This is a genomic window from Streptomyces sp. NPDC059373 (assembly GCF_042751495.1).
GTDB lineage: Bacteria > Actinomycetota > Actinomycetes > Streptomycetales > Streptomycetaceae > Actinacidiphila.
Genome location: NZ_JBHYXC010000003.1, coordinates 324,860 through 348,003 on the forward strand (window position 1 = coordinate 324,860; position 23,144 = coordinate 348,003).

General features: G+C 67.4%; 22 protein-coding genes. 4 read left to right on the forward strand and 18 right to left on the reverse strand.

The window, feature by feature from the left end:
* The 8 genes from ACFXJ5_RS09365 to ACFXJ5_RS09400 form a co-directional block, all read right to left on the reverse strand.
* Positions 1 to 480 carry a roadblock/LC7 domain-containing protein gene (locus tag ACFXJ5_RS09365; RefSeq protein WP_384629124.1) on the reverse strand — a complete coding sequence of 160 codons (480 nt, stop codon included), beginning with the start codon at positions 478 to 480 and terminating at the stop codon, positions 1 to 3.
* A gap of 72 nt (positions 481 to 552) precedes the next feature.
* On the reverse strand, positions 553 to 2,295 hold the full coding sequence (locus ACFXJ5_RS09370; RefSeq protein WP_384629127.1) for an ATP-binding protein: 1,743 nt from the start codon (positions 2,293 to 2,295) through the stop codon (positions 553 to 555).
* Positions 2,296 to 2,568: 273 nt separating this feature from the next.
* Positions 2,569 to 3,111, reverse strand: a complete 543-nt coding sequence (locus ACFXJ5_RS09375) for a DUF6624 domain-containing protein (RefSeq protein ID WP_384629130.1) — start codon at positions 3,109 to 3,111, stop codon at positions 2,569 to 2,571.
* A 123-nt stretch (positions 3,112 to 3,234) separates the two neighbouring features.
* Complete coding sequence (locus ACFXJ5_RS09380) at positions 3,235 to 3,429, reverse strand: hypothetical protein (protein WP_384629133.1); 195 nt, start codon at positions 3,427 to 3,429, stop codon at positions 3,235 to 3,237.
* Positions 3,429 to 3,833 (reverse strand): hypothetical protein, encoded by a 405-nt coding sequence (locus tag ACFXJ5_RS09385; protein ID WP_384629135.1) that lies wholly within the window; start codon positions 3,831 to 3,833, stop codon positions 3,429 to 3,431. The genes ACFXJ5_RS09380 and ACFXJ5_RS09385 overlap by 1 nt, the downstream gene beginning before the upstream one ends.
* Before the next feature lie 39 nt (positions 3,834 to 3,872).
* On the reverse strand, positions 3,873 to 4,706 hold the full coding sequence (locus tag ACFXJ5_RS09390) for an SAM-dependent methyltransferase (RefSeq protein ID WP_384629137.1): 834 nt from the start codon (positions 4,704 to 4,706) through the stop codon (positions 3,873 to 3,875).
* 375 nt (positions 4,707 to 5,081) lie between these two features.
* A complete protein-coding gene (locus ACFXJ5_RS09395) occupies positions 5,082 to 5,528 on the reverse strand; it encodes a hypothetical protein (protein WP_384629140.1) in 447 nt (148 codons plus the stop codon).
* Between the two features lie 107 nt (positions 5,529 to 5,635).
* On the reverse strand, positions 5,636 to 6,874 hold the full coding sequence (locus tag ACFXJ5_RS09400; RefSeq protein WP_384629143.1) for a helix-turn-helix domain-containing protein: 1,239 nt from the start codon (positions 6,872 to 6,874) through the stop codon (positions 5,636 to 5,638).
* 832 nt (positions 6,875 to 7,706) lie between these two features.
* On the opposite strand from ACFXJ5_RS09400, the gene ACFXJ5_RS09405 reads away from it, so the two are divergent.
* Entirely contained in the window at positions 7,707 to 8,903 is a 1,197-nt protein-coding gene (locus ACFXJ5_RS09405; protein ID WP_384629146.1) for a JmjC domain-containing protein, read from the forward strand.
* On the forward strand, positions 8,837 to 9,697 hold the full coding sequence (locus ACFXJ5_RS09410; RefSeq protein ID WP_384629149.1) for an aldo/keto reductase: 861 nt from the start codon (positions 8,837 to 8,839) through the stop codon (positions 9,695 to 9,697). Before ACFXJ5_RS09405 ends, ACFXJ5_RS09410 begins: the two co-directional genes overlap by 67 nt.
* Here ACFXJ5_RS09410 and ACFXJ5_RS09415 read toward each other — a convergent pair.
* The gene (locus tag ACFXJ5_RS09415) at positions 9,685 to 10,542 is read right to left on the reverse strand and encodes a hypothetical protein (RefSeq protein WP_384629151.1); all 858 of its coding nucleotides are present in this window, start codon (positions 10,540 to 10,542) and stop codon (positions 9,685 to 9,687) included. The two genes, ACFXJ5_RS09410 and ACFXJ5_RS09415, sit on opposite strands and share 13 nt — an antisense overlap.
* A 279-nt stretch (positions 10,543 to 10,821) precedes the next feature.
* On the opposite strand from ACFXJ5_RS09415, the gene gltX reads away from it, so the two are divergent.
* Complete coding sequence (gene gltX / locus ACFXJ5_RS09420; protein WP_384629153.1) at positions 10,822 to 12,237, forward strand: glutamate--tRNA ligase; 1,416 nt, start codon at positions 10,822 to 10,824, stop codon at positions 12,235 to 12,237.
* A 4-nt stretch (positions 12,238 to 12,241) separates the two neighbouring features.
* Here gltX and ACFXJ5_RS09425 read toward each other — a convergent pair whose 3' ends face one another.
* The 9 genes from ACFXJ5_RS09425 to ACFXJ5_RS09465 form a co-directional block, all read right to left on the reverse strand.
* A complete protein-coding gene (locus ACFXJ5_RS09425; RefSeq protein WP_384629156.1) occupies positions 12,242 to 13,231 on the reverse strand; it encodes a glycosyltransferase in 990 nt (329 codons plus the stop codon).
* On the reverse strand, positions 13,228 to 13,854 hold the full coding sequence (locus ACFXJ5_RS09430) for an HD domain-containing protein (protein ID WP_384629159.1): 627 nt from the start codon (positions 13,852 to 13,854) through the stop codon (positions 13,228 to 13,230). Before ACFXJ5_RS09430 ends, ACFXJ5_RS09425 begins: the two co-directional genes overlap by 4 nt.
* Before the next feature lie 5 nt (positions 13,855 to 13,859).
* Positions 13,860 to 15,563, reverse strand: a complete 1,704-nt coding sequence (locus tag ACFXJ5_RS09435; RefSeq protein ID WP_384629162.1) for a carbamoyltransferase — start codon at positions 15,561 to 15,563, stop codon at positions 13,860 to 13,862.
* A gap of 16 nt (positions 15,564 to 15,579) precedes the next feature.
* Positions 15,580 to 16,395 (reverse strand): radical SAM protein, encoded by an 816-nt coding sequence (locus ACFXJ5_RS09440; protein WP_384629165.1) that lies wholly within the window; start codon positions 16,393 to 16,395, stop codon positions 15,580 to 15,582.
* Positions 16,396 to 16,429: 34 nt separating this feature from the next.
* Entirely contained in the window at positions 16,430 to 17,530 is a 1,101-nt protein-coding gene (locus ACFXJ5_RS09445) for a hypothetical protein (protein WP_384629569.1), read from the reverse strand.
* Between the two features lie 20 nt (positions 17,531 to 17,550).
* Complete coding sequence (locus ACFXJ5_RS09450) at positions 17,551 to 18,669, reverse strand: radical SAM protein (RefSeq protein ID WP_384629167.1); 1,119 nt, start codon at positions 18,667 to 18,669, stop codon at positions 17,551 to 17,553.
* 4 nt (positions 18,670 to 18,673) lie between these two features.
* The gene (locus ACFXJ5_RS09455) at positions 18,674 to 19,672 is read right to left on the reverse strand and encodes a D-2-hydroxyacid dehydrogenase (protein WP_384629169.1); all 999 of its coding nucleotides are present in this window, start codon (positions 19,670 to 19,672) and stop codon (positions 18,674 to 18,676) included.
* Entirely contained in the window at positions 19,669 to 20,736 is a 1,068-nt protein-coding gene (locus ACFXJ5_RS09460) for a glycosyltransferase family 4 protein (protein WP_384629172.1), read from the reverse strand. Before ACFXJ5_RS09460 ends, ACFXJ5_RS09455 begins: the two co-directional genes overlap by 4 nt.
* Positions 20,737 to 20,978: 242 nt before the next feature.
* On the reverse strand, positions 20,979 to 21,488 hold the full coding sequence (locus tag ACFXJ5_RS09465) for an ATP-binding protein (RefSeq protein ID WP_384629175.1): 510 nt from the start codon (positions 21,486 to 21,488) through the stop codon (positions 20,979 to 20,981).
* A 202-nt stretch (positions 21,489 to 21,690) separates the two neighbouring features.
* Here ACFXJ5_RS09465 and ACFXJ5_RS09470 point away from each other — a divergent pair, with 202 nt between their 5' ends.
* Positions 21,691 to 23,133, forward strand: coding sequence for a carph-isopro domain-containing protein (locus tag ACFXJ5_RS09470; protein ID WP_384629178.1), 1,443 nt, complete (start codon positions 21,691 to 21,693; stop codon positions 23,131 to 23,133).
* The last annotated feature ends 11 nt before the right edge of the window (positions 23,134 to 23,144 follow it).

The window sequence follows — 23,144 nt, forward strand, 5'->3', positions numbered from 1 at the left end:
TCACTGGCCGTCGCCGAAGGGCGCGTCGCTGTGACGGGTGGGAATCACCAGATGCTCCGCGACGCTCTTGAGCAGGGTCGCCATCTCGTATCCGACCATGCCCGCGTCCGCCTTCGGTCCGGCCAGCACCCCCAGGAGCGTGCTGGCCGTCCTGGGATCAGCGCCCAGTTCCCGGAGGGTCTTCTCGGGGAGGCCGTCGATACTCATCACGAACATGAACGCTGCGTCGTGCTCGATGACGACCTGCCGCACATTCCCGTCGCGGGAATCGGTGATCTCACCGACGCCCCGGGACAAGGAGTGCAGGCCGGACATCAGCGCGGCCGTCTTATCCGCTTGGTCCGCCGTCACTCCCGCGAACGACAGCTTCAGCCCGTCACGCGAAGCCAGGACAGCGCTGTCCGTCCCGGGAACCCGCCTGACGAAGTCCTCCAGCAGCCACCCCAGGCCCGTGTCGTTCGCCGTCGTATCGTTGGTCATCACAATCTCCGTAGGTGGGGGGCCTCGGCGTGGGGGCCAAGCCCGAATCGAAAGGTGCCGTGGCTTCCGGCGTCACTGCGCGGGACCACTGGGTTGTGGTGGATGAGGGTCGGTCTCCTCGACGCCGCGCCGGACACCGGCGGTGTAGCTGGCCATCAAGCCCGCAGTGGCCGGACCGGCCGGCGCCGCCGAACCGTGCCGCCTAGTGGAAGCGAGCGGATCCACCGTCCGCGGCGCGGCGCTTCTCTGAGGAAGGGGCGGCCTGCTGCCCCCTTGCGGGCCCTGCTCCGCAGCGGGCCCGGCATCGGGTTCCCCTGATGAGCCGGTGCTCCTGCGACGCTGTGGCAGCGGGGCGGTGTCCGGCCCAGCCAGCAACGTGTCCCCTTGACCGGCTCGTGCAGCTGGCGTCGCGGCGGGGTCTGGCAGATCAAGCTGGGAATGGCCGGCCATCGCGCCCGATCCGGAAGCATCCTCGGGCAGGAGGGCCCCGGCGGGGCCCGATGGCGGTGCCAGGGGTTTCGGCCGCTCAGGTGCGACGAGCAGATTGTGGGGCAGGACGACGAGCGCCTGGGTGCCGCCGAGAAGATTCGGCCGCAGTTCGATCTTGATGCCGTGGCGCTGAGCGAGTCGCGCGGCGACCAGCAAGCCGATCTGCCCGGACTTCAACTGGTCGCGCAGGTTGACGGCCTCCGGAGCGGCCAGCAACCGGTTCATCTGCGCCATCTTCTGCGGCGACATCGGCACGTTGCCGCGGTCCTCGACCTCGATGGCCAGGCCCGCGGGCACTTCACTGGCCCGCATCAACACCTGCGTCGTCCCTGGGGAGAACTTGGTGCCGTTCTCCACCAGTTCGGCCAGCAAATGGATCACGTCAGGCCCCGCATACCCCGGCAGGGCCAATTCCAGCCGGGAGTGAGGTACCCGGACTCGCTTGTACTGCTCGATCTCCGCGACCGACTGGCGCAGCACCGTCGACACCAAAATCGGCTTGATGACCAGACGCGGGGTCTTGCCGCCGAGCACTGCGAGGCTCTCCACCGCGCGCCGGGTCTGGGTCACCAGATGGTCGATGACGAACACGCCGTGCAGGAGATCGGGGTCCTCCACGACGTTCTCCAGAGCGGACAGCGCCGCCAGCGTCCGGCTGACCAGGGTGTGCAGGCGCTGAGCGATGTACACCAGCACCTCAGCCTGCTCCGGCCCGATACGTCCCGCCTCATCGCCAACAGCAGCAGCCTCGCCAGGGAGATGCCGTCGCGCAGCGGCAGCAGCGACAGCATGAAGGGCCTCGTCTTTCACCTGGCGAAGAGCGGTCGCGAAGTCGGCGAATACGTCACCGGTTGGACCCTCCCCCACGGCCAGGTCAGGGACAGGAGGGCACTCACCGCGATTGATCTGCTCCAGCATCCAGGCGATGCCCTTGCGCCCCTCGGCGACCACCGACTCGTAGTACACGAGCCATTCGCCCGTCCTCTTCTGGCTCTCCTGGTATTCCGTCCGCTGACGGGCGAGCTCCCGGTCACGGTGTTCCCCGATGGCCCGCGCCGCCGAGATGGCTCCGCGATCACCGGCGAACACCACCACGCCGCACCCCAGCCCAGCCACCACCGCAGTCCATTCCCGCGGGAGCCCCGCGAGGACGTGCACCACCCACGCCGCACACAGCCACGCCATCACCGACACGGCGCGCACCGCCGAGAGCATCCGCAACCGTGACCGAAGGCCCTGCTCAGTCATCGGGCCGCCAGCAAAAGACATACCGCGCCGCCGGCCGTGGCCGTGCTCGGGAACGGAAGGAGACAAGCGGTCAGACATCAGCATCCTCGGGAACGGCGGTGGTCGTCAGGGGAAAGGAGCCGCGCGCAGACCTGGCCAGTTGACGGCCCGGGACGGGCTGACCAGATCGGATCTTCAGCAGGTGGGCAGCGAAGGAACAGGCCCTCGGAGCACGGGCCTTAGCCGTAACCGACGCGGATCTGCCTACGGTCCCGGAAGTCCTCCGTGCCCCGATGACCCGTCCCAGCCGGATGCCACCCACGCCCTCCATGCCAGGAGACACGGCGGCGGCGTGCGCGGAAGGAACCGCGCTCACCACTGCGGCCTCCGAATCAGCAAGCCGGCTCCGCCCCGGATCCGGGCGTCGTACTCGGCGAAGGGCCCCAACCCCACCCTCCTGCGACGGGTGTCCAGCCGCTCGGGATCCTCCACCCGGTGCAGGACCAGTTGCCCGTCCCGCATCCGGTACTGCGTGCCGTACACCTGGGGCTGCCCGGCGTGCATGCGACACCGGTCGGTCAAGTACGCCAAATGCTTCAGCGAGGCTTCGCCGAGCTGCGCGGACCGAGAGAGCAACAGAAGAGCCCACCGCTGGAATTCACGGTTGGCGTCGGCGTGCTGGGCGATGATCCAAGCCGCCTCCGCCGCCTCCTCCCCGACAAGGGAGATACCGGGCCAACCGTGCCGCTGCAGAATCCCACGCAACACCGCGGAGTTCGCTCTGTCGACAGCGACAATCGCCGCCACCTCGGCTGCGGTTGTCGGCTCTCCGCCCGCGCGAGCCTCATCGTCCGCTCGCTTGCAGCGCAGCAGCTCCAGACGGATGTCCGGCCACAGCGAACCCTCGCCGTTCACGTCGTCATCTCCTGATCCGGGACAGTGGGTGGATACGGGCCACCGGGGCGCAACCTGCGGGCTTTCACGGCTGGGGGTAGCCGATGCGGCCCGAGGCGGTCGATTGCACCCCGGCGGCCGGTCTTAGGGATCCAACTTGCCGATCGCGCGTGCGATGTTGTTCGTGAGATCGCGGATGCTCGGCGCAAGTGAGGAACTCGCCAAGTAGAAGCCCAGCAACACGCACACGACCGCATGACCGGTCTTCAGACCGCCCTTCCGCACCATCATCACGACGATGACCAGCAACACCAGAACGGCGGAAACCGACACGGCCATCAAGAGGCCCCACACCGGACGCGATGGATCTCGTGGAAGACCTCCACGAAATCCGTGAGCACGACCTCATCCTCCGGTCGCGGCGGCAGCAGCCACATCCGGCCGGCGCAGTCGGCGTACGACCACGGCCCATCTCTCGGGCAGGACGTGTCAAACGGCCGCACCGACAGCCCACGGCCCAGCGGAGAACCCGTCCAAGGCGTCACCGGAATGTGCACCAGGCCGTGGATCGTACAGCTCAGAACTGGCCCCACCTGCAGTCCTTGGACCTGCATCAACCCAAGGGCACACAGACCAAGCTGCTGGTTCAAGCTCAGCACGTCCCAGCGCAGATCCCGCGTCAGCGCGGCCGGACGCGGATGATCGCCGGGGCGGACCCTCCAGAGAGCAGCGGCGAGTTTCATGGACAACTCCGTCAAGAACATGGTGGGGGAATGAGCCGGTCAGCGAACTCGAGCCACGGCCCCGTAACACGACACAGCCCTGTCGGTGAGTTCGACCCGGTCCTCGCCGGGCCTCCACCGGGAGACCACCTCAAGCCCGGGGGAAACCATCTCGACGCTGGCGAAGAAACGTTGCACCTCAGGACGACTCCGAACCTGTGCCGACATGCCGTTCTCTCGGTACATCCGCACAATCTGGCCCCACGTCTCCGGCGCGTAATCCCCGGTGACGTGCGACAGGGCCAGATAGCTCCCGGGCGGCAGCGCCCGGAGAAGGCTGTCCACAACGCCGTACGGGTCGTCACTATCCTCGATGAAATGCAGCACGGCCATGAGAAGCAGAGCGACTGGCCGGTCCAGGTCCAGCACTCCGGCCAGCTCCGGAGCCCGCAAGATCGCTGCCGGGTCCCGGAGGTCGGCATCGATATAGGCGACTGCCCCGGACTCCCCGCTGCGCAACCTCGCTCTGGCGTGGGTTAGCACGATCGGGTCGTTGTCGACGTAAGCCACCCGGGCGTGCGGTATTCCGGCCTGGGCAACCTCGTGAGTGTTCCCCTCACCGGGAATGCCCGTTCCGATGTCCAGAAACTGATCGATTTGCGCTTCCTCCGCGAGGAAGCGCACCGCGCGATGAAGGAAAGCGCGATTTGCCCGGGCGGTCTTTGCTACATCCGGGAAGACCTCCAGGACCCGCTCCGCAGCGATCTGATCAACCTCATAGTTGTCCTTGCCACCCAAGTAGTAGTCGTACATCCGCGCAGGCTGAGGACGATCAGTTCGAATTTGACTCGGGTGGTAGCCACCGGAGCCGATCACAGAGCGGGTGCTGTCCACGGGGCCTCCTGTCGGGTGGTGTCGGCGACGGTTGCTCAGGCGCGTATGAAGCGGGTTTTCTCGCGGGGAGCCCACGGCCAGTGGCGCGGTGGACCTGCCGGGGCGGACGAGCTGAGTGCTGGAAAACTCGCCGACCCCGGCAGGAGTGTGGTGGCCGCCCTACGCCCTTCTTGCAGGGCGGCCGGTGGGGAAGGCCCGCACGGAGTGGGTGACGGGGACACCCACGGACCTATCCCGGTCGTCTCCTCCTCCTTCGGGGAGAAGACGGTCGTTCCCCTGCAGCGGTCCCCTGGCCACGCCACTCGCGGGCATCAAGAGGCGTCCGATGCGGGAGTCATCCGGGCGATATCGGCACCGTTGTCGCCCGTCGGGCCGCTACGGCGCGGGCTCCTGATCAGGCACAGGCGTACTGGGTCCCCTGCGCGCCTGGATCAATGCGCGGCGCAAGGCTTCGGCCTCCGTGAATATCCTTGGCCCTCGCGGCAAGTAGTGCCAGTGCAGACCGGTCGCAGAGACCCTGTCGTACGGCGGTACGACGACATGGCAGCCATGTCCGAGTGCCACGGTCTCCGGCTCATCCCAGCCCGCGCTTACACCGACTGGCACGAGGAAGTACAACCGCGGTTCGAGGCCCTCTTGGTCAAGGATCACCGGCCCGACAGGCTGGCTTCCAGCCTTGAGCAGCTCGATCACTCGTGTGCCAATTGCTTCCGGTACGCGGATGGCATCCCACCACTCGCCTGCACCGCAGAGCTCGGTTTCGTCGCCGGTGGGCATCCACCGCGGCTGTAGTGCTTCGCCCGGCTTGGCGTCGGACATCATGAGAATGGTCTCCTCGCAACTGGGTGTGAGGAGACCATTCCACTGTGCAAGCGCCGTGAGCGGACAGTCTGTCCGCAGGGAGTTTCCGCAACCCCCTTGACAGCTAATCAGTTTGTGCTAAGGCCCACCCAGTTGCCGAAAGCGGAGAGCTCGATGGACGGGTGGGTTTCCACGCGCAGCAGGGCGGAGGCGGTCTCGCGTGCGGAGGGGTGGAATCGAGTGTGGTGTGGTGCACGCTTCCGCGCCTGTCGCAGTTCGTCGAAGGCGCCAGGGCGGTCGCCGACGGCGAGCTTCGCCGAGGCGACGTCGATGTGGTGGTGGCTGGAACGCTCACCAACAGTCGCAGCGGGCGGAGCCCACTCCCTGCTGCCAGATGGCGCCCACTCAGTCAGCCGGGCCAGAGCCTGCTCCGTGTCCCCCATGTCGATCAAGGCGTGGACCTCATGGATCCTGATGTTGGTCGGCCCGAAGGACATCTCGTACGCGAGTGAGTCACGATTGTCTGCCATCTGAGCGATCTCTTGGGCTTCGCGCAGATACTCGCTCGCGGCCTCCGGGTTGTTCTCCCTGGATTCCACCACGGCAAGCTTGAGCACGAGGGCGCCGTCAACTGCGATGGCTTCGTTCGTGTAAGAGCGTTCTGGCTGCAGCCGCTCCAGCTCCTGCCTCAACGCAAGAAGCTTGCTGCGGGCCGGCCCGTACGCACCCAACCGCAACATCGCGCCAGCAACCAGGTACGCAGCTGTGACCTGCATCAACGGGTCGCCGGATTGGTCAGCCGCCCACCGCACCCGCTCCAATGCCGTGCTGGACAGATCGTGGTGACCCAACTTGTGTGCCAGCGAGTTCACCGCCCGATACGCGCGGGCCAGGTGCCAGAACGCCCTGTTCCGCTCCACACCGGTGGCGCCGAATGCCACATGGGTCAGCTCCGCGATGATCGGAGGCAGCAGCGGCCCCATGGGGGCGTAGCGCGCATCGCGACGCAGGGCCGACACCTGGTCGACCTCGGAGCCCAGGACAGCGAGCGAGCGGGGCTGAATCTCCAATTCGGACGGGGAGTCGTAGCACAGCAGAAGCCGGCGCAACTCGGGCACAACCGCGTGCACCCTCTCCTCGCCTTCGGGCTGCCCGTAATACGGCTGGCCCGTCAGGACCTCCGGGCCGAAGTGCAAGGCGCTCGCGAGTGCCAGCACCAATGATGGCGTCGCCTTCCGGGCGCCAGACTCCAGCTTTTGGACGTAGCTCGGCGAGATCGCAACCTTGGCTGCGACCTGGGCAGCAGATAGGCCACGCGTCCTGCGGGCCACCCGGAGTCGGTCGCCCAGCATGAGGCTTTCTGTCATCGACGGTTCGTTCCCTTCACGACGTAGCACTCGCAATCAGCGTACGGATGATGTCCACCCCCCAACACTTCGTCGCCAAGAGTTAACGAAACCGCCGATCGATAGGGGCCTCACTGCCAGGCGGCACGCTCTCTGCCCCTGCAGGCAACGTGCGCTTGGTGACTCCATCAAGCCCACCATCCACCCCCAGCCGCCGGAGCCTAGTTGTGACACATCCACTGCGGCAGCCGTGTCAAGGGTCCCGCACGAATTACCTACGGACAGTTTGTCCGCGCATCAAGGCTGCAGAATGAAATGCTCTCATCACCGTTGGTTGTGGCTGTTGAACGGCCAGTGCACAGGCGGACCTTCACGGCGCCTCTTCTGGAGCAGATCACTTCGAAGCACACACCGGCGCGCGCCTGGCCCCCGTCGCGCCGCGTTGCTGGCGCGCGTACTGGAAAGCGTGGTGCGCACCACGATGTCAGCACTGCGTCAGGCATGGCGAGAAATGCCCTATCTTACGACTAATTCAACATGTTCACTCAAGACTTCCCACCAAGGTTCTGGCGGGAAAAGCGGAATGGAAGGAGCACAAGGTGGCAGAGAGCGCAGCGTCACCCCCGGCCCGGAGTGGCCTCCTGGTGGCGGTAGAGGAGCTCACCGCTGTCCACGATCGGTACGACAGCCTCCGGTCCGACAACTCCGGGAGTTCCGGCGATTCACCGTGGCCCGGCGGTGACGGCAACCTGAACGACACTGAGTAGGGACAGGTTGCGAGGGTCCGCGTGGTCCGCCGCGCGGACCCTTGTCTGCTGCCGCATCACACGATCGAGCTCACCAGGAGGAAGTGATGGAACACCGACTGATCAGCGCTGTCGAGGCTGCCCTCGGTTGGAAGCGTGCGGAGGAGCTGGGAAAGGGTTTCGTGCGGGGAAGCATCGATGACCCAGAGCTGGTCGCCCGCATCCTTACCCCGAACCGCATGCTCGATATCGCGATGCGCAGGAGCCTGAACCGCCCGCAGTTCCGGGTCTTCCAAAATGGCGATGAGGTACACCCCGCTGTCTACTTCACCGACAGCGTCAGCCCTCGGGGCCAGAGCATCCCCATGGTCAATATGCACAGTCTGGGCAGGCTCTTACGTGACGGGGCCACGGTCATCCTCGACCAGGCCAATGTCTTCGACCCGACGATGGAAGTCGCGTGCCGGGCGTTGCAGTGGTGGTCTCGCGAGCGGGTACAGGTCAATGCGTACCTGACGACGAACGAAGCCGCCGGCTTCCCGCTGCACTGGGACGACCACGACGTAATCGTTGTCCAGCTCGCCGGCGAGAAGGAATGGGAGGTGCGCGGAACCACCCGCAGAGTCCCCATGTACCGGGATGCCGACCCCAACAACACCCCGAGCGAAGAGATCATCTGGGCTGGGGTCATGCAGGCCGGCGACGTAATGCACATCCCCCGAGGCCACTGGCACCAAGCAACCCGCATCGGCCACGGATCGGGAAGGAGCCTTCACGTCACGTTCGGGATCACCAAGCGCACAGGGGCGAGCTGGCTCACCTGGCTGGCCGACTGGTCCCGCGAACACGAGATCTTCCGGCACGACCTGGACCGCTCGCACCCAGCCGGAAGCGAGCCCCTGACCGAGGCTGTCTCCCGACTGATCGCCGAGAGGCCCCCGGCCAGCTTCCTGGCCGCCTACGAGCAGGAGATGCCGCTGCCTCGGCACGTGCCATTCCTGGAGATTTTCGGGCCGCTCGACGCCGTGGCGTGCACGACACACTTCCCTCCCCAGATCCGGGAGAACGGCGAAACGGTCGACGTGCTGACCTCGGGGAAGAAGCTCACGTTCGCGGCCAAGGCCCTTCCCGCGCTGCGTCTGCTCTTGAGCGGCAAGCCCGTCCACCTGAACCAGGCCGCAGGACTGGTGGGCACCGAGGTGTCAGAGGTAGCCGAGATTCTGGTGGAAGAAGAGGTATGCGCCCCACTCACCCCCGAATTGTCCTGGGGCTACACCGGTCTCGTTACGAACGCCGAATCCTGACTGCTGCACTGGACCTCGGTGTCAACGCGATCGACACCAGCTTCAACTACCGCGGCTTCACCGCTCATGCGACCTTGGCGGACATCGGCAGCGACCTTCTGCCTCACTACACGGTCTCTACCAAGGTTGGCTACTTCCTCGGGCAGGACGGGGCCGAACACTCCCTCGACCCCAAGCGCCTGCTCAGTGCGTTGGAACAGACAAACCGCGATCTTGGGCGGGCTCCGGATCTCGTGTTCCTGCACAACCCGGAATCCTCCGTCCAAGACGATTCCGATCGTGCTCGGGACGCCCTGGCGCAAGCGTGTGCCGCGCTGGCCGACGCGAGGGCGAAGGGTCTGTGCGGGTCCTGGGGCATCGCCTCCTGGAGCCCGAGCCTCCTCGTCAACGTCCTTGAGAGCACGGCGCCGAAACCGTCCGTTCTCATGATCCGCGCCGGCCTGCTGGTCGGGGCCAATATTCTGGATGCGGGGGAATCACTCGCCACTCACTGGGGTCTGAGCAGGGACGCATTGTGGGGCATGAGTCCATTCGGCGGCAGCGCCCGGGATCCGGTGTGGGACAGGATCGATCCCCGTGTGTTCCTCCGAGACGGTGGTGGTGAACTGTCCCACACCCAAGCCGCCTTCCGAGTCGCCTACGGCCTCCCGCAAGTCGACACTCTTGCCGTGGGCACCGACGATGCCGATCACCTGCGCGAACTGATCGGTGCCCTACCCGGCGAGATCGATGAACAGGCCGTTCATCAGTACCGGGGACTGCTTCGAGACCGGCTACGAGGTCAGCCTGCCTGAAGCTCCGCCATGACCTGCTTTGCCATACGGCGTGCGGGATCCAACCGAGGATCCTCCGGGTGCGCGTCCGGCCCGAGAATCTTCGAGCACGCAAACAGCGTCATCAGCTTGCCATCCCGGCTCTCGAAGTCGCGGCGCCTCTCTCGTCGCACGCGATCCGCCAGAGTCGGGACCGCAAGGGAGCTAACCCACAACGAGGCGGAGTCCAGCCCCAGCGGCGCGTTCCCCCAGTCCTCCCAGTCGAAAAGGCAGAACGTCGGTCCGCTCATGTTGGCCCAGTTCAGATCTGCGTGCGCCGACACCCACTGTTCAACGGTCGTGTCCAAGTCACAGGAGAACACTTTTCGGATGGATTCGGAGACTCCGGCCTGGGTGACAGGGACAGTGTCCGGTGTGGCGAGACGCATCGTGCGCTGCCCAGCGAGCGCGTCCAGTGAGGCGTTCAGCGTCTGCCACCAACTATCAGGCAACTGAGGATCGACGGTAAGCACGCTCGTGCCGAGCGGGTTTCCCGGCAGGAGACCGGTCTCGTCGGCCCGCCACATCACCGCCTCGGACAAATCCCGCCAGGCCAAGCCCGCCAACCATGCCGGCTTAGCGATCCCATTCAGAACCGCGGCGCACTCTGTCCCGTTCCAGCCCTGGCCCACGATCTTGTCGAACCCCCGGCGTTCGATCCGCACCCAGGTGTCACGGTCCGTCCGCCCGCCGACCGAGCGGCGCTTGCGCACAATCGAGTTCCGGTCCAAACGCGCCTGAAGAGACCGCTCCACGCGATCGAGCACTTCATCCACCGGTTCAACCCGCAGGTCAACAGCACGGGCCGTAGATGCCGAGAGCGTCATACATACGACCGTAACAGCAGGTCAGCTCGTGCAAGCTCATCTCGGCCGATGTGAGCACCACCAGCCTCGAGCTTCGTTCAGGACCTTAGGATCCACTTCGCCTTCCTCGGGTCGCAGCTACCGTCTGGAGTTTTCTCAGATCTCTGTGGAGGGGGTGTCGACGGCGCTGACCGCGCCGATCTCCGGGACCTTCCGAAGGGAGCATGGGGTCTTCGCCGTGAGGATCAGGGTTCGGCACGTCGTCGTTGAGCTGCCTTTTGCCTCGGTAGGCTTGGTGGCATGTCTGATTCCCCGGTTCGCGTTCGTTTTGCTCCGTCTCCGACCGGCATGTTCCACGTTGGTGGTGCTCGGTCCGCTCTGTACAACTGGGCGGTGGCGCGACAGTCGGGCGGGACGTTCGTGCTGCGGATTGAGGACACCGACGCGGCCCGCAATCAGCCGGAGTGGGTACAGGGCATCATCAGTGCACTGTCGGCGATCGGGATCAACGAGTCCGACGCCGCTTTCGAAGGTCCGTACTTCCAGTCGCACAACGCCGACCGGCACCGCGAGGCTGCTCAGCAGCTGTACGCGGCCGGGAAGGCGTACTACTGCGACTGCACGCGCGAGCAGCTCAAGGAGCGCACCGGGTCGGAGCATCTCGGCTACGACGGCTATTGCCGTGAGCGCGGGCTCGCGTACGAGACCGGCCGGGCGCTGCGGTTCCGGACCCCCGACGAGGGCGAGACCGTGGTGGTCGACCTGATCCGCGGCGAGCCGTCCTTCCCGAACGGTGCGATCGAGGACTTCGTGATCGCGCGAGGGGACGGTTCGCCCGTCTTCCTCATCGCGAATGTGGTCGATGACCTGGACGAGGGCATCACACAGGTCATCCGGGGCGAGGAGCATTTGTCGAACACTCCTAAGCAGCAGTTGCTGTGGGAGGCGCTCGGGGCGAAGCCGCCGGTGTGGGCGCATCTGCCGGTGATCGTGAACGAGAAGCGGCAGAAGCTGTCCAAGCGCCGGGACAAGGTTGCGCTGGAGGACTACCTGGCCGAGGGCTATCTGGCTGAGGCGATGGTGAACTACCTGATGCTGCTGGGCTGGGGTCCTGGCGATGATGTGGAGATCCGGCCGTTCGAGGAGCTGGAACGGCTGTTCCGCATCGAGGACGTGAACACCTCGCCGGCGTTCTTCGACGTGAAAAAGCTGACGGCCTTCAACGGTGAGTACATCCGGGCGCTCGCCCCGGAAGCGTTCGTCAAGGCGTGTGCGCCGTGGCTGACGGCTCCGTACGCGTCGTGGAAGCCCGAGGCGTACGACCATGCGGTCTTCGAGTCGGTGGCGTCACTGGCGCAGACGCGTCTGACGGTGCTGTCGGAGATCACGATGTACGTCGATTTCCTGTTCCTCGACGAGCCGGTGTACGAGGAGGTGTCGTGGAACAAGGCGATGAAGGCCGGCGCCGGCGAGTTGCTGCGTGACGTTCGGGCTGAGCTTGCTTCCGCGCAGTGGGAGGCCGAGCCGCTCAAGGCTGTGCTGGTGGCGGTGGGTGAGACGCACGGATTGAAGCTGGGCAAGGCTCAGGCTCCAGTCCGTGTCGCGGTGACGGGGCGCACGGTCGGACTGCCGCTGTTCGAGTCGCTGGAGGTGCTCGGACGCGATCGGGTGCTGGCCCGGCTGGATGCGGCTCAGGAGCGGCTGGCCGGGCAGTAGTACGTCAGGCGGCGACCGAGGCCAGCAGTTTGCCCCAGGCGTCGGCGAAGTAGCTGGGGTCGAAGCGGGCGAGGGCGTCGTAGGCGGCCTTGGTGTCGGCTTCGGGTGTTGCGGACCGCTCGTAGACCTGTTCGCGGAGTCGGGTGAGGTCGGGGGCGGGTTGCCCTGTGATGTGGGCGAGGTCGCCGAGGCCGGCCAGAGGGCGGATCAGGCAGGGCATGCCTGTCAGGAGGGCTTCGGCGGCGCAGCGGCTCCAGCCTTCGTGCATCTGTGGGGCGAAGACGCCGACGTCGCATGCCCTTAGGAGCCGAAGGTAACGGTCTCGGGGCAGGTCGTGGTGGGTGCCGGTGAAACCGATGGTGTTACTGCCCGTGGCGATGACGCGGAGGTGTTGGTCGCCGCGTAGGGCGGAGGTGACGGCCTCGGTGCCTTTCCAGTGCACGGCTTTGCCAGCATAGACAGCGATGGTGCCCGGTGTGAGGCCGAACTCGTGGCGGCAGACGTGGCGGTCAAGGCTGCGGGCGTGATCGACTTCGCTGAGATCGAAGGCGTTGTAGATGACCTGGACGCCGGGAACGCCTCGGGCGCGCAGGAACTGGGCCCAGTAGGGGGCAACGCAGACGACGGCGGCGCACTGTGGCAGGACGGCGAATAGGCGCTGCCAGAGCTGGGCTTCGATGGGGGCGGAGTCGTGCTGGAGGGGTTCGTAGTGGTGGAAGACGAAGATCGTGCGGGCTCGCATGCGTGGGGTGAAGAGCAGGAGGCTCAGGTCGTCCCAGACGAAGGTGCCGGGTGTGTGCTGTAAGGCTCGGATGGTGGGGGCCAGGCAGGCGAGGTGGCGGAGCTTGCGCCAGCGGCGGGTGCGGTAGGCGCGTTTGTAGTCGGTCACGGTGTGCCATTGGTAGCGGTCGGCAGTGACGTCGTGGAGCATGCGCAGGTAGGCACGGCCGCCGGTGTGGCCTATCGGCTCCAATGAGTGCACGACCGGCTTCATACGCGGACCTCCTGGGTGTCCTGTTGGTAGCGCTCATACTCGGCCCGTAACAGGGTGCAGGCCGCGTCAAGGTGAGCGTTCATGCGGCGCGCCTCGTCGGCAAGGGGAAGGTAGAAGGCGACGAGGCCGGCGACGAACCGTTCGCGGCGGCCGGCGTTCGGGGAGTTGCGCAGGTCGCGGAGGTTGTGGACGCGGTCGGCGAGCCGCACGAGTAGGCCGTCAGGTGCCAGGCGGGCTGTTTTGCCGTACCAGGCTGCTTCGTCGCCGGGCTGCTTGGGCCTCTGCTCCAAGCGGTGGTCGGGCGTCATCGCCTGCAGTTGCCCGAGGTAGTCCTCGCCCAGATGCGTTGCCACGGTGGCGGCTGAGGTCGGTGAGAGTTCCAGGGCGTCGTGGAGGAGGCCGAGCAGGAGCGTGTTGGGGGCGCTGACGGCGAGTTCGTTGCGGAGGATGGAGACGACCGCCAGGGGGTGGTGGAGGTACGGAGTGCCCTGGTCGCGGGTGTGGCCGGTGTAGACGGTGATGGCCAGGGCCGCCGCGTCCCGGGCGCGGACATGGTCGGCCTGGTCCCAGCTTGTGGCGTCCAGGGCGTTGAGAATGGCGTCGGCCACGGGGGACGGAGGCATGGGCGTCACCTTTCGGAGGCGGTGGGAAGCGGGACGTCCTCCGCGAGGAGGAGGCTGTCGCCGATGGCGAGGGCATCCAGACCAAGGTCGGGGATGGCGTGAATGGCCTGCTCGGCGGTGCGCAGGATGGGGGTGCCCTTTCGGTTGAAGGAGGTGTTCAGCAGGAGGGGCAGGCCGGTGCGGCGGTGGAAGTACTCCAAGAGGGGTCGCAGGCCAGTGTGGTCGGGAGTAACGACTTGGAGGCGACTGGTGCCGTCGTGGTGGACTACGGCGGCCATGCGGTCGGCGCGGCAGCGGCGGGCTTGGGCGACGCGGTTCATGTAGGGGTCGCCTGTGGTCATGAACCAATCGGTAGCGTGCTCGGCGAGTACGGCGGGGGCGAAGGGCCGGTAGGCGGCGCGCTGTTTGATGGCGTTGAGGCGGTCGCGGGTGTCGGTGCGGCCGGGGTGGGCGAGGATCGAGCGGTGGCCCAGGGCGCGGGGGCCGAATTCCATGGGGCCTTGGACCCAGCCGACTATGTGCTGGTCGGCGAGGAGTGCTGCCACGGTCGGGACGAGCTGGGCGCCGAGGCCGGCGACAGCTCGATATCCAGCGGGCACGCCGGTACGGGGTAGCGGTCCCGGGTCAGGGCCCCAGGCTGCGTCAGTGAAGGCCGCGAGGCGGGGTTGGTCGAGTTGGTAGTGCCAGGCGTACAGCGCAGCGCCGAGGGCGGTGCCGGCGTCGTGCGCCGCGGGGGCGACGAAGAGGGTGTCGAATCCGGCGTCTGCGGCGAGGCTGCCGTTGAGGTGGGAGTTCAGGGCGCAGCCGCCGGAGAAGACCAGCGTGTCCGCTCCGGTGAGGTGGCGTAGATGGCGCGCGACGTGGGTGACGGCTTCCGCGAAGACCTGTTGCACGGCGGCGGCCAGGTCGGCTCGTTCGGCCAGGGAGGCTTCGGCGACGGTGTCGGTGGTCCAGGCGCGCTTCCCGACGACCAGTGGGGTGTCGGTGTCGGCGGAGCCGAGCGGGTGGGGGATGCGGACCTCGCCGCCCGCGTCGAGGTGGATGAGGGCGCGGACTTCGTCGCGGTGGCGGGTTGGGTCTCCGTATGCGGCCAGGGCCATCATGCTGCCCTCGGGTTCGTCGCCGGGCGGGACGAGCCGTAGGGCGAAGTTGCGGTAGAAGTGGCCGAGTGAGGGGTGGACGCGGCGGGGGCCAGGGATGACGGTCGGCATGGCCTGGTGGATCCGGTCGATGCGGTCGGGGTGGAGGTCGTAGCCGGTGATGCGTTCGCGGCCGGGGCCGAAGTCGGCACCGAGGGAGGATCCACCGGCGTCGATGACGAGTCCAACTGCGTGGTCGTGACCGGAGAGCAGGTAGCCGGCCATGACGTGGGCGGTGTGGTGCGAGATCAGACGTAGTCGTTCGCCAAGTGGGGAGGGGAGGAGCGCGGCGAGTTCCTCGCGTTCTTCGGCGAGCCACCACCCGGCTGCCGGGGTGGGGCGCATGGACGGGGTCCATACGGCGTCGATGTCTTCGGGGCCGATGCCTGCGGCTTCCATGCACCAGGCGAGGGAGTGGGTCGGGGCGGTGAGGGTGGCTTTGCGGTTGTGGTGTTGGCGGTGGTGCTTGATGCCGCTCCAGCGTTCCTCTTCGGCGGCGTAGAGGCGGCCATCCACGATCAGGGCGGCGGATGTGTCGTGGTGGAAGTTCAGGCCGAGGACGGCGGGCATGGTCCGGTACCTCCGGTCAGGCTGCGGGAACGGGCTCAGACTCGGGCAGGAGGGCGGGGATAAGGGGTGAGCCGGAGTCGGTGTACTCGTGGCATTTGCCGCAGAAGCGGTAGTGGTGGCGGCGCGGGGCGAAGACCTTGGCCGGGAAGTCGTCGTCCCAGATGCTGAATTCGCTGTCGTCCTTGGCCATCGCGTTGAAGCAGCGGTAACAGGAGCCGTCGAGTTCGATCATCAAGTGCTGGTCGAGGTAGCGGGCACACAGGCCGCGCAAGTCGTTGGCTGGCTGTCCGACGTCGATGTGGTGGACGTGGTTGGTGACGTGGATCGCGCCGTAGGCGGCGCACAGGTCGGCGAGCTGAGCGAGGCGGTGGGCGCTGATGCCTTCCAGCACGCTGTTGACCACGACGGTCTTGCCGGCCGCACACAGGATCGGGACGGCGGCGTGGACCTGCTCGTAGTTGCCGTGCTCGTCGTCGCAGCCGATGAGGATCTGGTCGTAGCACTCCAGCGTGGCGTCCATCAGACGCTGATTACGAGCCAGGGTGACGGCGTTGGTGCCGAGCACCATGACCTTGTCCGGCAGGCGGGAGCGGGCGAGCTGGCTGAGGGTGGGGAAGTCGCGGTGGACGGTGGGTTCGCCGCCGTTGATGTGGAGCTGCTGGAAGGGGATGGTCTCCAGGCGGTCCAGAACCGTCGAGAACATTGTGAGCGGCATGTTCTCACCCTGGGCGCCGTCGGCGAAGATGCAGAAGTCGCAGGAGCGATTGCATTTCGTCGTGATTTTGATCTTGGCGGTCTTCAGGACCCGGGGGCGTGCGGCTCCAACGGGCATGGCATTGACTCCTTGAGTGACCTGGGGTGGTGCGTCATGTGGCGTGGAGGGAGAGGAAGTCCTCCACCAGGGCGTGGTGCTGCTCCCAGGCAGCCAGGGCGCCGCGCAGGACGGCCGGCGTGGTTGGGCCGGTGGGGAGCAGGTCGGCCATGTGGGATGCCAGCTGTTGTTCGGGGGTTGTCCCGTCGGCGGCCAGGGAACGAAGAATTTCAACGGCGGCGCGCAGTTCCTTGGCTTCGCGGGCAATGAGGTAGCCGGTGGCGACGCCTGGCGGCGGATCGAGGTAGTACAGCCAGCGGGCGACGCGGACTCGGAGCATGCCAGCAGTCATCGTCCAGGCCATGGCCTGCGAGCCCTCGGCCTCCTCGAAACCCCTGCTGTCGGCCGGGGTGGGGACATGCTTCATCGCCGCGTCCAGTGCGACGTGGGCGGATCGCAGAAGGTTCCGTATCGAGGGCGGTTGCCTCGCCCCGTCCGCTGCCGCTACCGCGTGGTGGAGGAACATCTCGGCGTACTGCTCCAGTCCGGCCGGGTGCCACTGAGTGAGGGCGGCCGACTTACCGGGGCAGCGGGTGCGGGTGGCCAGTGCCGCGGCGGCGAACCAGCAGGGGGCGAGGTAGTGCCATGCCACGCAGTGCCGGCGGTAGCCGAGGATGTCCTGGGTGACGTTGTCGGTGCTGTCGGCGGCCAGCTGGTAACGGCCGCCGAGCCGGGAGTCGAGAATGCCCCGGTAGAAGCGCTCGTCCAAGCGGCTCCAGGGGACCATCTGGGCGTGCGACTTCCAGCGTTGAAGAATGGGCAGGTGACCGTGGACCAGGCTCCATGTCGCCAGCTCGGGCGGGGAGACACGGCGGCGGTTGACCTCGGAGACAGTGAAGGCGAAGCCGGGCGGGTGCTCCAGCAGCCGCCGGTTGGCGACGTCGTGCATGACGGCGGAGGCGTGAGCGGCGGCAAGGAGCCGGTTCCACTCGTACCAGTCGGCGGGGGATTCGTCGAGAAGGATCCGTACGTCAAGATCGGAGTGCGAAGCCAGTAGGTCGGTGCGCTGCCACTTGTGGGTGAGCATCGCCACCTGGACGCCGTGCTCAGTCAGCTTGTGGGCGTACAGCGCGCCGAGGTCGTCGTACAACGACATCACCTCTACGGGCGCGGCCGTCACTGGCTCTCCCCGGCGAGCGGGACCCGGGCGGCGCAGGATGAGACGGCGGTGCCGGTACTGACGACGGGCAGCACGCGGAGGACTGGGGTGCCTTCGGGCCGCTCCATGCGGTCCCAGCGCAGGTCGTAGTCGACGTAATGGAAGCCCTGCCACGCGTCGTTGCTGTTGCGCTCCAGCATGGCGCGGAACAGGTGGGCGAAGGCGTCGTCAAGGCTGCGGTCGGCCAGGTGGGGCTTCAGAGGGATGTCACGGTTGTGGAGGATGCACGGGCGAGCCACACCTGTGGGGGTGATCTTGATGCGGTTGGCGTCCGAGCAGGTAGCGCAGCTGGAGTTGGAGATGAAGCCGATCGATCCAGACCAGCCGACGGGCTGGAGGTAGCGGCCGGGGCTGCGGACGCCCAGATCCCCCCGGGCGACTTCCCCGGCGTCGGCGAACCAGTTCTCAAGACGAGTGCGGACTTCCGCCTCGGGGAGGAACTCGCTGTCGAACAGAGCTTGGGCAGGGCCGATGTTCTGCAGCTCGATGAGTCGGACGGCGATCGGCAGGTGCTTGGCGAGTTCAGCGACCTGCAACGCGTCGTCCAGATAGCTGCGCTGCAGAACGCAGTTGATCTTCACCTTCAGCCCGCGAGCGAGCGCCTCGTCGATGGTCGCGCGGGTGACATGGGGGTCACCGCCGCCCATGATCGTGGCGGAGCGGGTCGGGTCGAGGCTGTGCAGGCTGACGTTGAGGTACGTCAGCCCAGCACGCTGGAACTGCTCGACGCTGAGCCCCTTGCGGAGATTTCCATGGCTGGTCATCCCGATCGAGGCTCCCGAGCCGAGACCGTCGGCGAGGGCGGCGACGACGTCGAGAATGTCGGCGCGCAGGGTCGGTTCGCCGCCGGAGCAGTGGGCCTTGTTCACCTGCCAGGCTCCGGCCTCCTGCGCGATGGAGGCGTAGTCGGCGGCGGTGAGCGGCCGGTCCTTGTGGCCGTAGTCGGGCATGCAACGGGGCTTGCAGAACACGCAGTCGAGGTTGCAGATCGAGTTGAGGGTGAACGCGAGGTACGGATGGTTGCGGCCGGTGGCGGCGAAGGCCGCGAGCAGGTCGCGGTGGCCGGCGGTGAGCATCGATTCAGCCTCCTGCGGTCGAGGGGCGGGCGGTGGATGCCGTGGCGAGCCCATTGAGCGGCCATCCGGCGAGGTGGCGGTGCAGGTTGTCGGCGAAGAACGCCACAGCCTCGTCCATGTAGGTGCGGCAGAAGGCGGCGCTCTTCGGGGTGATGACGACGCGCGGGTGCCGGCGCAGCGGGTGGCCCGTCGGCAGGGGCCTGGGGTCGGTCACGTCCAGGGCTGCGCCGCGCAGGTGGCCTGTGTCCAGGGCGTCCAGAAGCGCGGTCTGGTCGACGGTGGAGGCCCGTCCGAGGTTGATGAAGAGGGCCCCGGCCTTGAAGGCGGCGAAGACGTCGCGGTCGAAGAGGCGGTCCGTGTCGGAGGTGGCGGGCAGCAGGTCGACGACAACGGCTGCCTTGGCAACCGCCTCACGGATGTCCTCCGTACGCATCCACGTGAGGCCGTAGCGGTTGGTGGGCGGCGGGTTTCGGCGTACGCCGATGACCTGCATTCCGAAGGCGCGGGCGGCGCGGGCGAGATGGCCGCCGATGCTGCCGCAGCCGACGATGGTCATGGTGGCGCCGGCCAGGTCGAAGAATTCCTCGGCAAGGTGGTCCTTCCACCAGCGGTGGGTCTGCTGGAGGCGGCTGCTGGTGAACAGGCCCCGCGAGAAGCCCAGGATCAGCCCCATGGCGTGCTCGGCCATAGGGCGGCCGTGGAATCCGTAGGAGCGGGTCACGATGACGCCGGCCCTTTCGGCTGCGGCGATCGGCAGGTGGTCCGTTCCGGCCGCGGGAGAGGCGATCCACTCCAGCTGCGGGGCTGCGCAGAGCCAGTCGGGGGCGAAGCGCCAACCGAAGTAGACCTGGGCTTCTGGCAGCTCGTGGCGGACGGTGGCGGCGGTGGCATTGCGGAAGTCCACGGTGGGGAAAGCCGTTCGCAGGGTGCGCTCGTGTTCCCCGGACAGGTGCCAGAAAGGGTGTGGGGACTCCAGGTGTACCAACACCACGGGGCGGCTCATCGCGGCTCACCCCCTTCGCGTGCAGTGGAGGCCATAGCCCAGGGAGCGCACTCGGTCAGTGCGGTGCGGATGGTGGCCAGGTAGTCGTGCCGGGCAGCCAGGAGGGCGCTGCCGGCATTTTCGAGCTGTTCGCGCTCGCGAGGCAACGCTGTCAGGGCGCGGTGGATCGCCGCCGCCAGGCCTTCTGGGTCACCAGGCGCGGCGGTGAAGCCGGTCACCCCGTCCAGTACGGTCTGGGCCAGTCCTCCGGCGCGGGAGGCGACCACGGGGCCGGCCTTCGCGGCGAAGGCCTCCAGCGGGATCCGCCCGAACGGCTCCTCACGGGAAGGCACGATCACCGCCCGCAGAGCGGGGCTGAGCAGCCAGCTACGTACGGCCGGGGTGAAGCGGGTGACGAGCGTGGCGTCCACTGGGGACTCGCGGATGATCTCAGCGAGGAGCGACTGGTAGGCGTTGCCCTGCGGGGCGGTGCTCGTGGCGGCCAGTACCAAGTGCGGGACGCGGATGCCCTGGCCGCGCAGGAGGGCAAGGGCGAAGAGGAGGTCCTCGAATCCCTTCTCCGGGACCGCTCGGCCCATCGCCAGAAGGAAGCCCGCCTGGGCCCGCACAGGAAGCGGGAGAACGGACGACGTCTGGACGGCCTCCTCATCCAGCAGCAGGCCATTGGTCAAGTCCAAGAGCGCGCGTCGAGGAACTCCGTATTCCTGGCCGAGGTGCCATCGCATGTGCTGGGAGATCGCCGCGATCCGGCTACCCCGAGCAGCCGCCGAGGCCAACCCGGCCCGCTCCCAGCGGATACGGCTGTGGTCCTCGCGATGAGCGAGCATCGCGGTGGAACGCGGGACCAGAAGCAGGTCCACGTCGTCGGGGAGGTACGGAGCCAGGCCCAGGAACGGCACGTCGAGGCCGATCAGCAGGCAGGGTCCCGACGGATGGGCGATCAGCGTGGCTTGCTCCGCCACAAGCTGGCATAGCGATTCGCAGCCGCGTACGGACTCGGTGAGTCCGCGGCTGTCGGGAATGGGAACGATCTCGGCTCCGCAGGCGTCCAGCATCGCCCGCATCTGAGTGGTCCAATGCCGATCCTGATCAGCAGGCGGATGCACAGGCACCACGACGAGCCGTCCGGGCGGTAACAGCCGGCTCAGCGCCGTCAGGAACGCCCGGTTGCTGAAGCCGGTGCCCGAACTTGCCCCGTAGAAGCCGTCGTGCAGGGCAACGACGACGCGCGGGAGCGCAGACCTCTCCGACTGAGGAGGCTCATTGATCGGGCGTGCACCAGCGGCTGCGTGCAAGCTTCCCATGATCACGTTGCGCCTCCTCCAGCGATTGCGGGTGTGCGGGTGGCCGAACGCAGGAGGCACCAGGCCCGTGAGATGTCGGTGCCGACGTCAAGGGACCACTTGGCGGCCAGGATCTGGACGATGCCCAGCCCACGTCCTTCCTCCGCGTCATCGGCTGGCAGGTCGGCCTCGGTGCGGTGGTCTTCGACTTGTGCGCTGCCGCCGTCCGTGAGCAGGATCTCCACGTCGAGCAGGTCACCCGGCCCGGCTGCCCAGTCAATGGTGAGCACCAGCGGTGGGCTGCCGGACCGGAAGGCGTTGGCCGCCAGCTCGGAGCAGACCAGCCGGGCACCGTCCACGAGATCCTCGGCGCCGAGCCCCGTCAGCGCGGCGGCCACCGCGCTGCGGGCAGCGTTGGCCGCGAGCGCGCTGAAAGGCAGGTCCATGACCAGGCAGCCGGTGGACTGGCTGCTCGTCGAGTGGTCGAGCACGGCGCACGACCGGTCATAGGAGACGTTCACGTGGCTGTCCAAGACCCCGGTCCCTCCTGCGTCGGCGGCGAAGGGGATGCCTTCTGCCTTCACTCAAGGACAGCCGACATCGACGCGTCGGCATCAGCTGATCAAGCGGTCAACTCGGTCAACTTCCGTGAAGGAGTGCGCGCATGGCCTGATCGGGGCATCACCATGGTCGGGTTCCGGAACATCGGTCCACAAGACCGTGAGGCGGTGAGCGATGAGCGCGAGGACAGGGCAGCCGAACACCGTGCTGGCCGGGTGCCTGGAGGAGCTCAGCTGGAGCCCGAAGGTCCTGGCCCGCAAGCTCAATCGGGTGTTCGGCACCGGCACGGCGGCCGAGTCCGCGCCTTACCACTGGCGCGATGCTGGAGCACTACCTCGTTCGCCCCTGCCCGCGATGGCCGCCTACGTGCTATCCCAGGAACTGGGCAGGGTCATATCGGTGGCGGAGCTGTGGCAGGGCCGCGCGGCGGACTCCCCGATGCTGATCCCGGCCGATACCGATCTCACGCGCCCTTGGACGGTGCAGGGGCTGGGCCACATCGTGGAGGACTGGGTGCTGGGAGGACTCGTCGACCGCCGCCGGTTCCTGGCCATCTCCGGCGCAGGCCTCACCGCCGTAGTCTCCCAGTACCTCGACGGCACAGCCGGACGCGGCACCTACGCGCCCCGCATGAGCGCACCCCTGGGTGCCGATCCTCTAGTCGACCAGGTCGAGCACAACCTCCCACTGCTCCAGCTCCTCGATGACGAACACGGCGGTGCCCGGCATCTCCCGTACGTGGGAGCTCAGTTCCGATCCGTGGGTCTCCTCATCCACGAGGGCGGGCACTCCGACGCCGTCACAACCCGCCTCATCCGTGCCCTCGCCGAGATCGGCCAGCTCGCCGGATGGATGGCCTTCGACGCCGCCGACCATGGCCTGGCCCAGAGGTACTTCGTCACTGCCTTGCGCGCCGCCCACCAGGTCAACGACCTGCCGCTGTGCGCCCACATTCTCGCTGACCTCTCCTTCCAGGCCGCCAGCCGTGGACACCCAGCCGATGCCGTCGCCCTCGGCGAGGCAGCCCGCCGTGCAAGCGACGCCGCGCCCCTCGCCGTGCGGGCCTCAGTGCTTTCCCGACTCGCGTACGCCTACGCCACCGCCGGCCGCACCATCGACTTCGCCCGCACCCGGGATACCGCACGCGAACTGATCGAACGACGCGGCAACGGCGAAGAGCCACGCTGGATGTACTTCCTCACCGACAACCACCTCGACTGCCAAGCCGGATACGCCCTCATCCAGCTCGGCCGCGCCCAGCAGCGAGACGGGAACACCACGGCGACCCAGGGCTTCCTCAGCCAGGGCTCGGCCCTGCTCACGACCGGCGCGTACACCGTCCCCCGAGGCGACCCCAGCCAACGCCGAGCCCTCTTCGAAGGCGCTTGGCTCGCCCTCGGCCACAGTGCCCGCGGGGAACTGGAACTGGCCTGCGAGGTTGGCCAGATCGCCGCCAACCGCCTGGACGCCGTGCGCTCACCACGCAGCACCGCCCTGTTGCAGCAGCTCGCTGTCGATCTGCGACGCCGACAGCGCAATGCCCACGTCAGCAGCTTCCTGCCCGCCCTCGAACACGCTCTCGCTCAACACTCCTCCAGGCCTCAGCCTCCCCGCTAGGGTCGGGGACC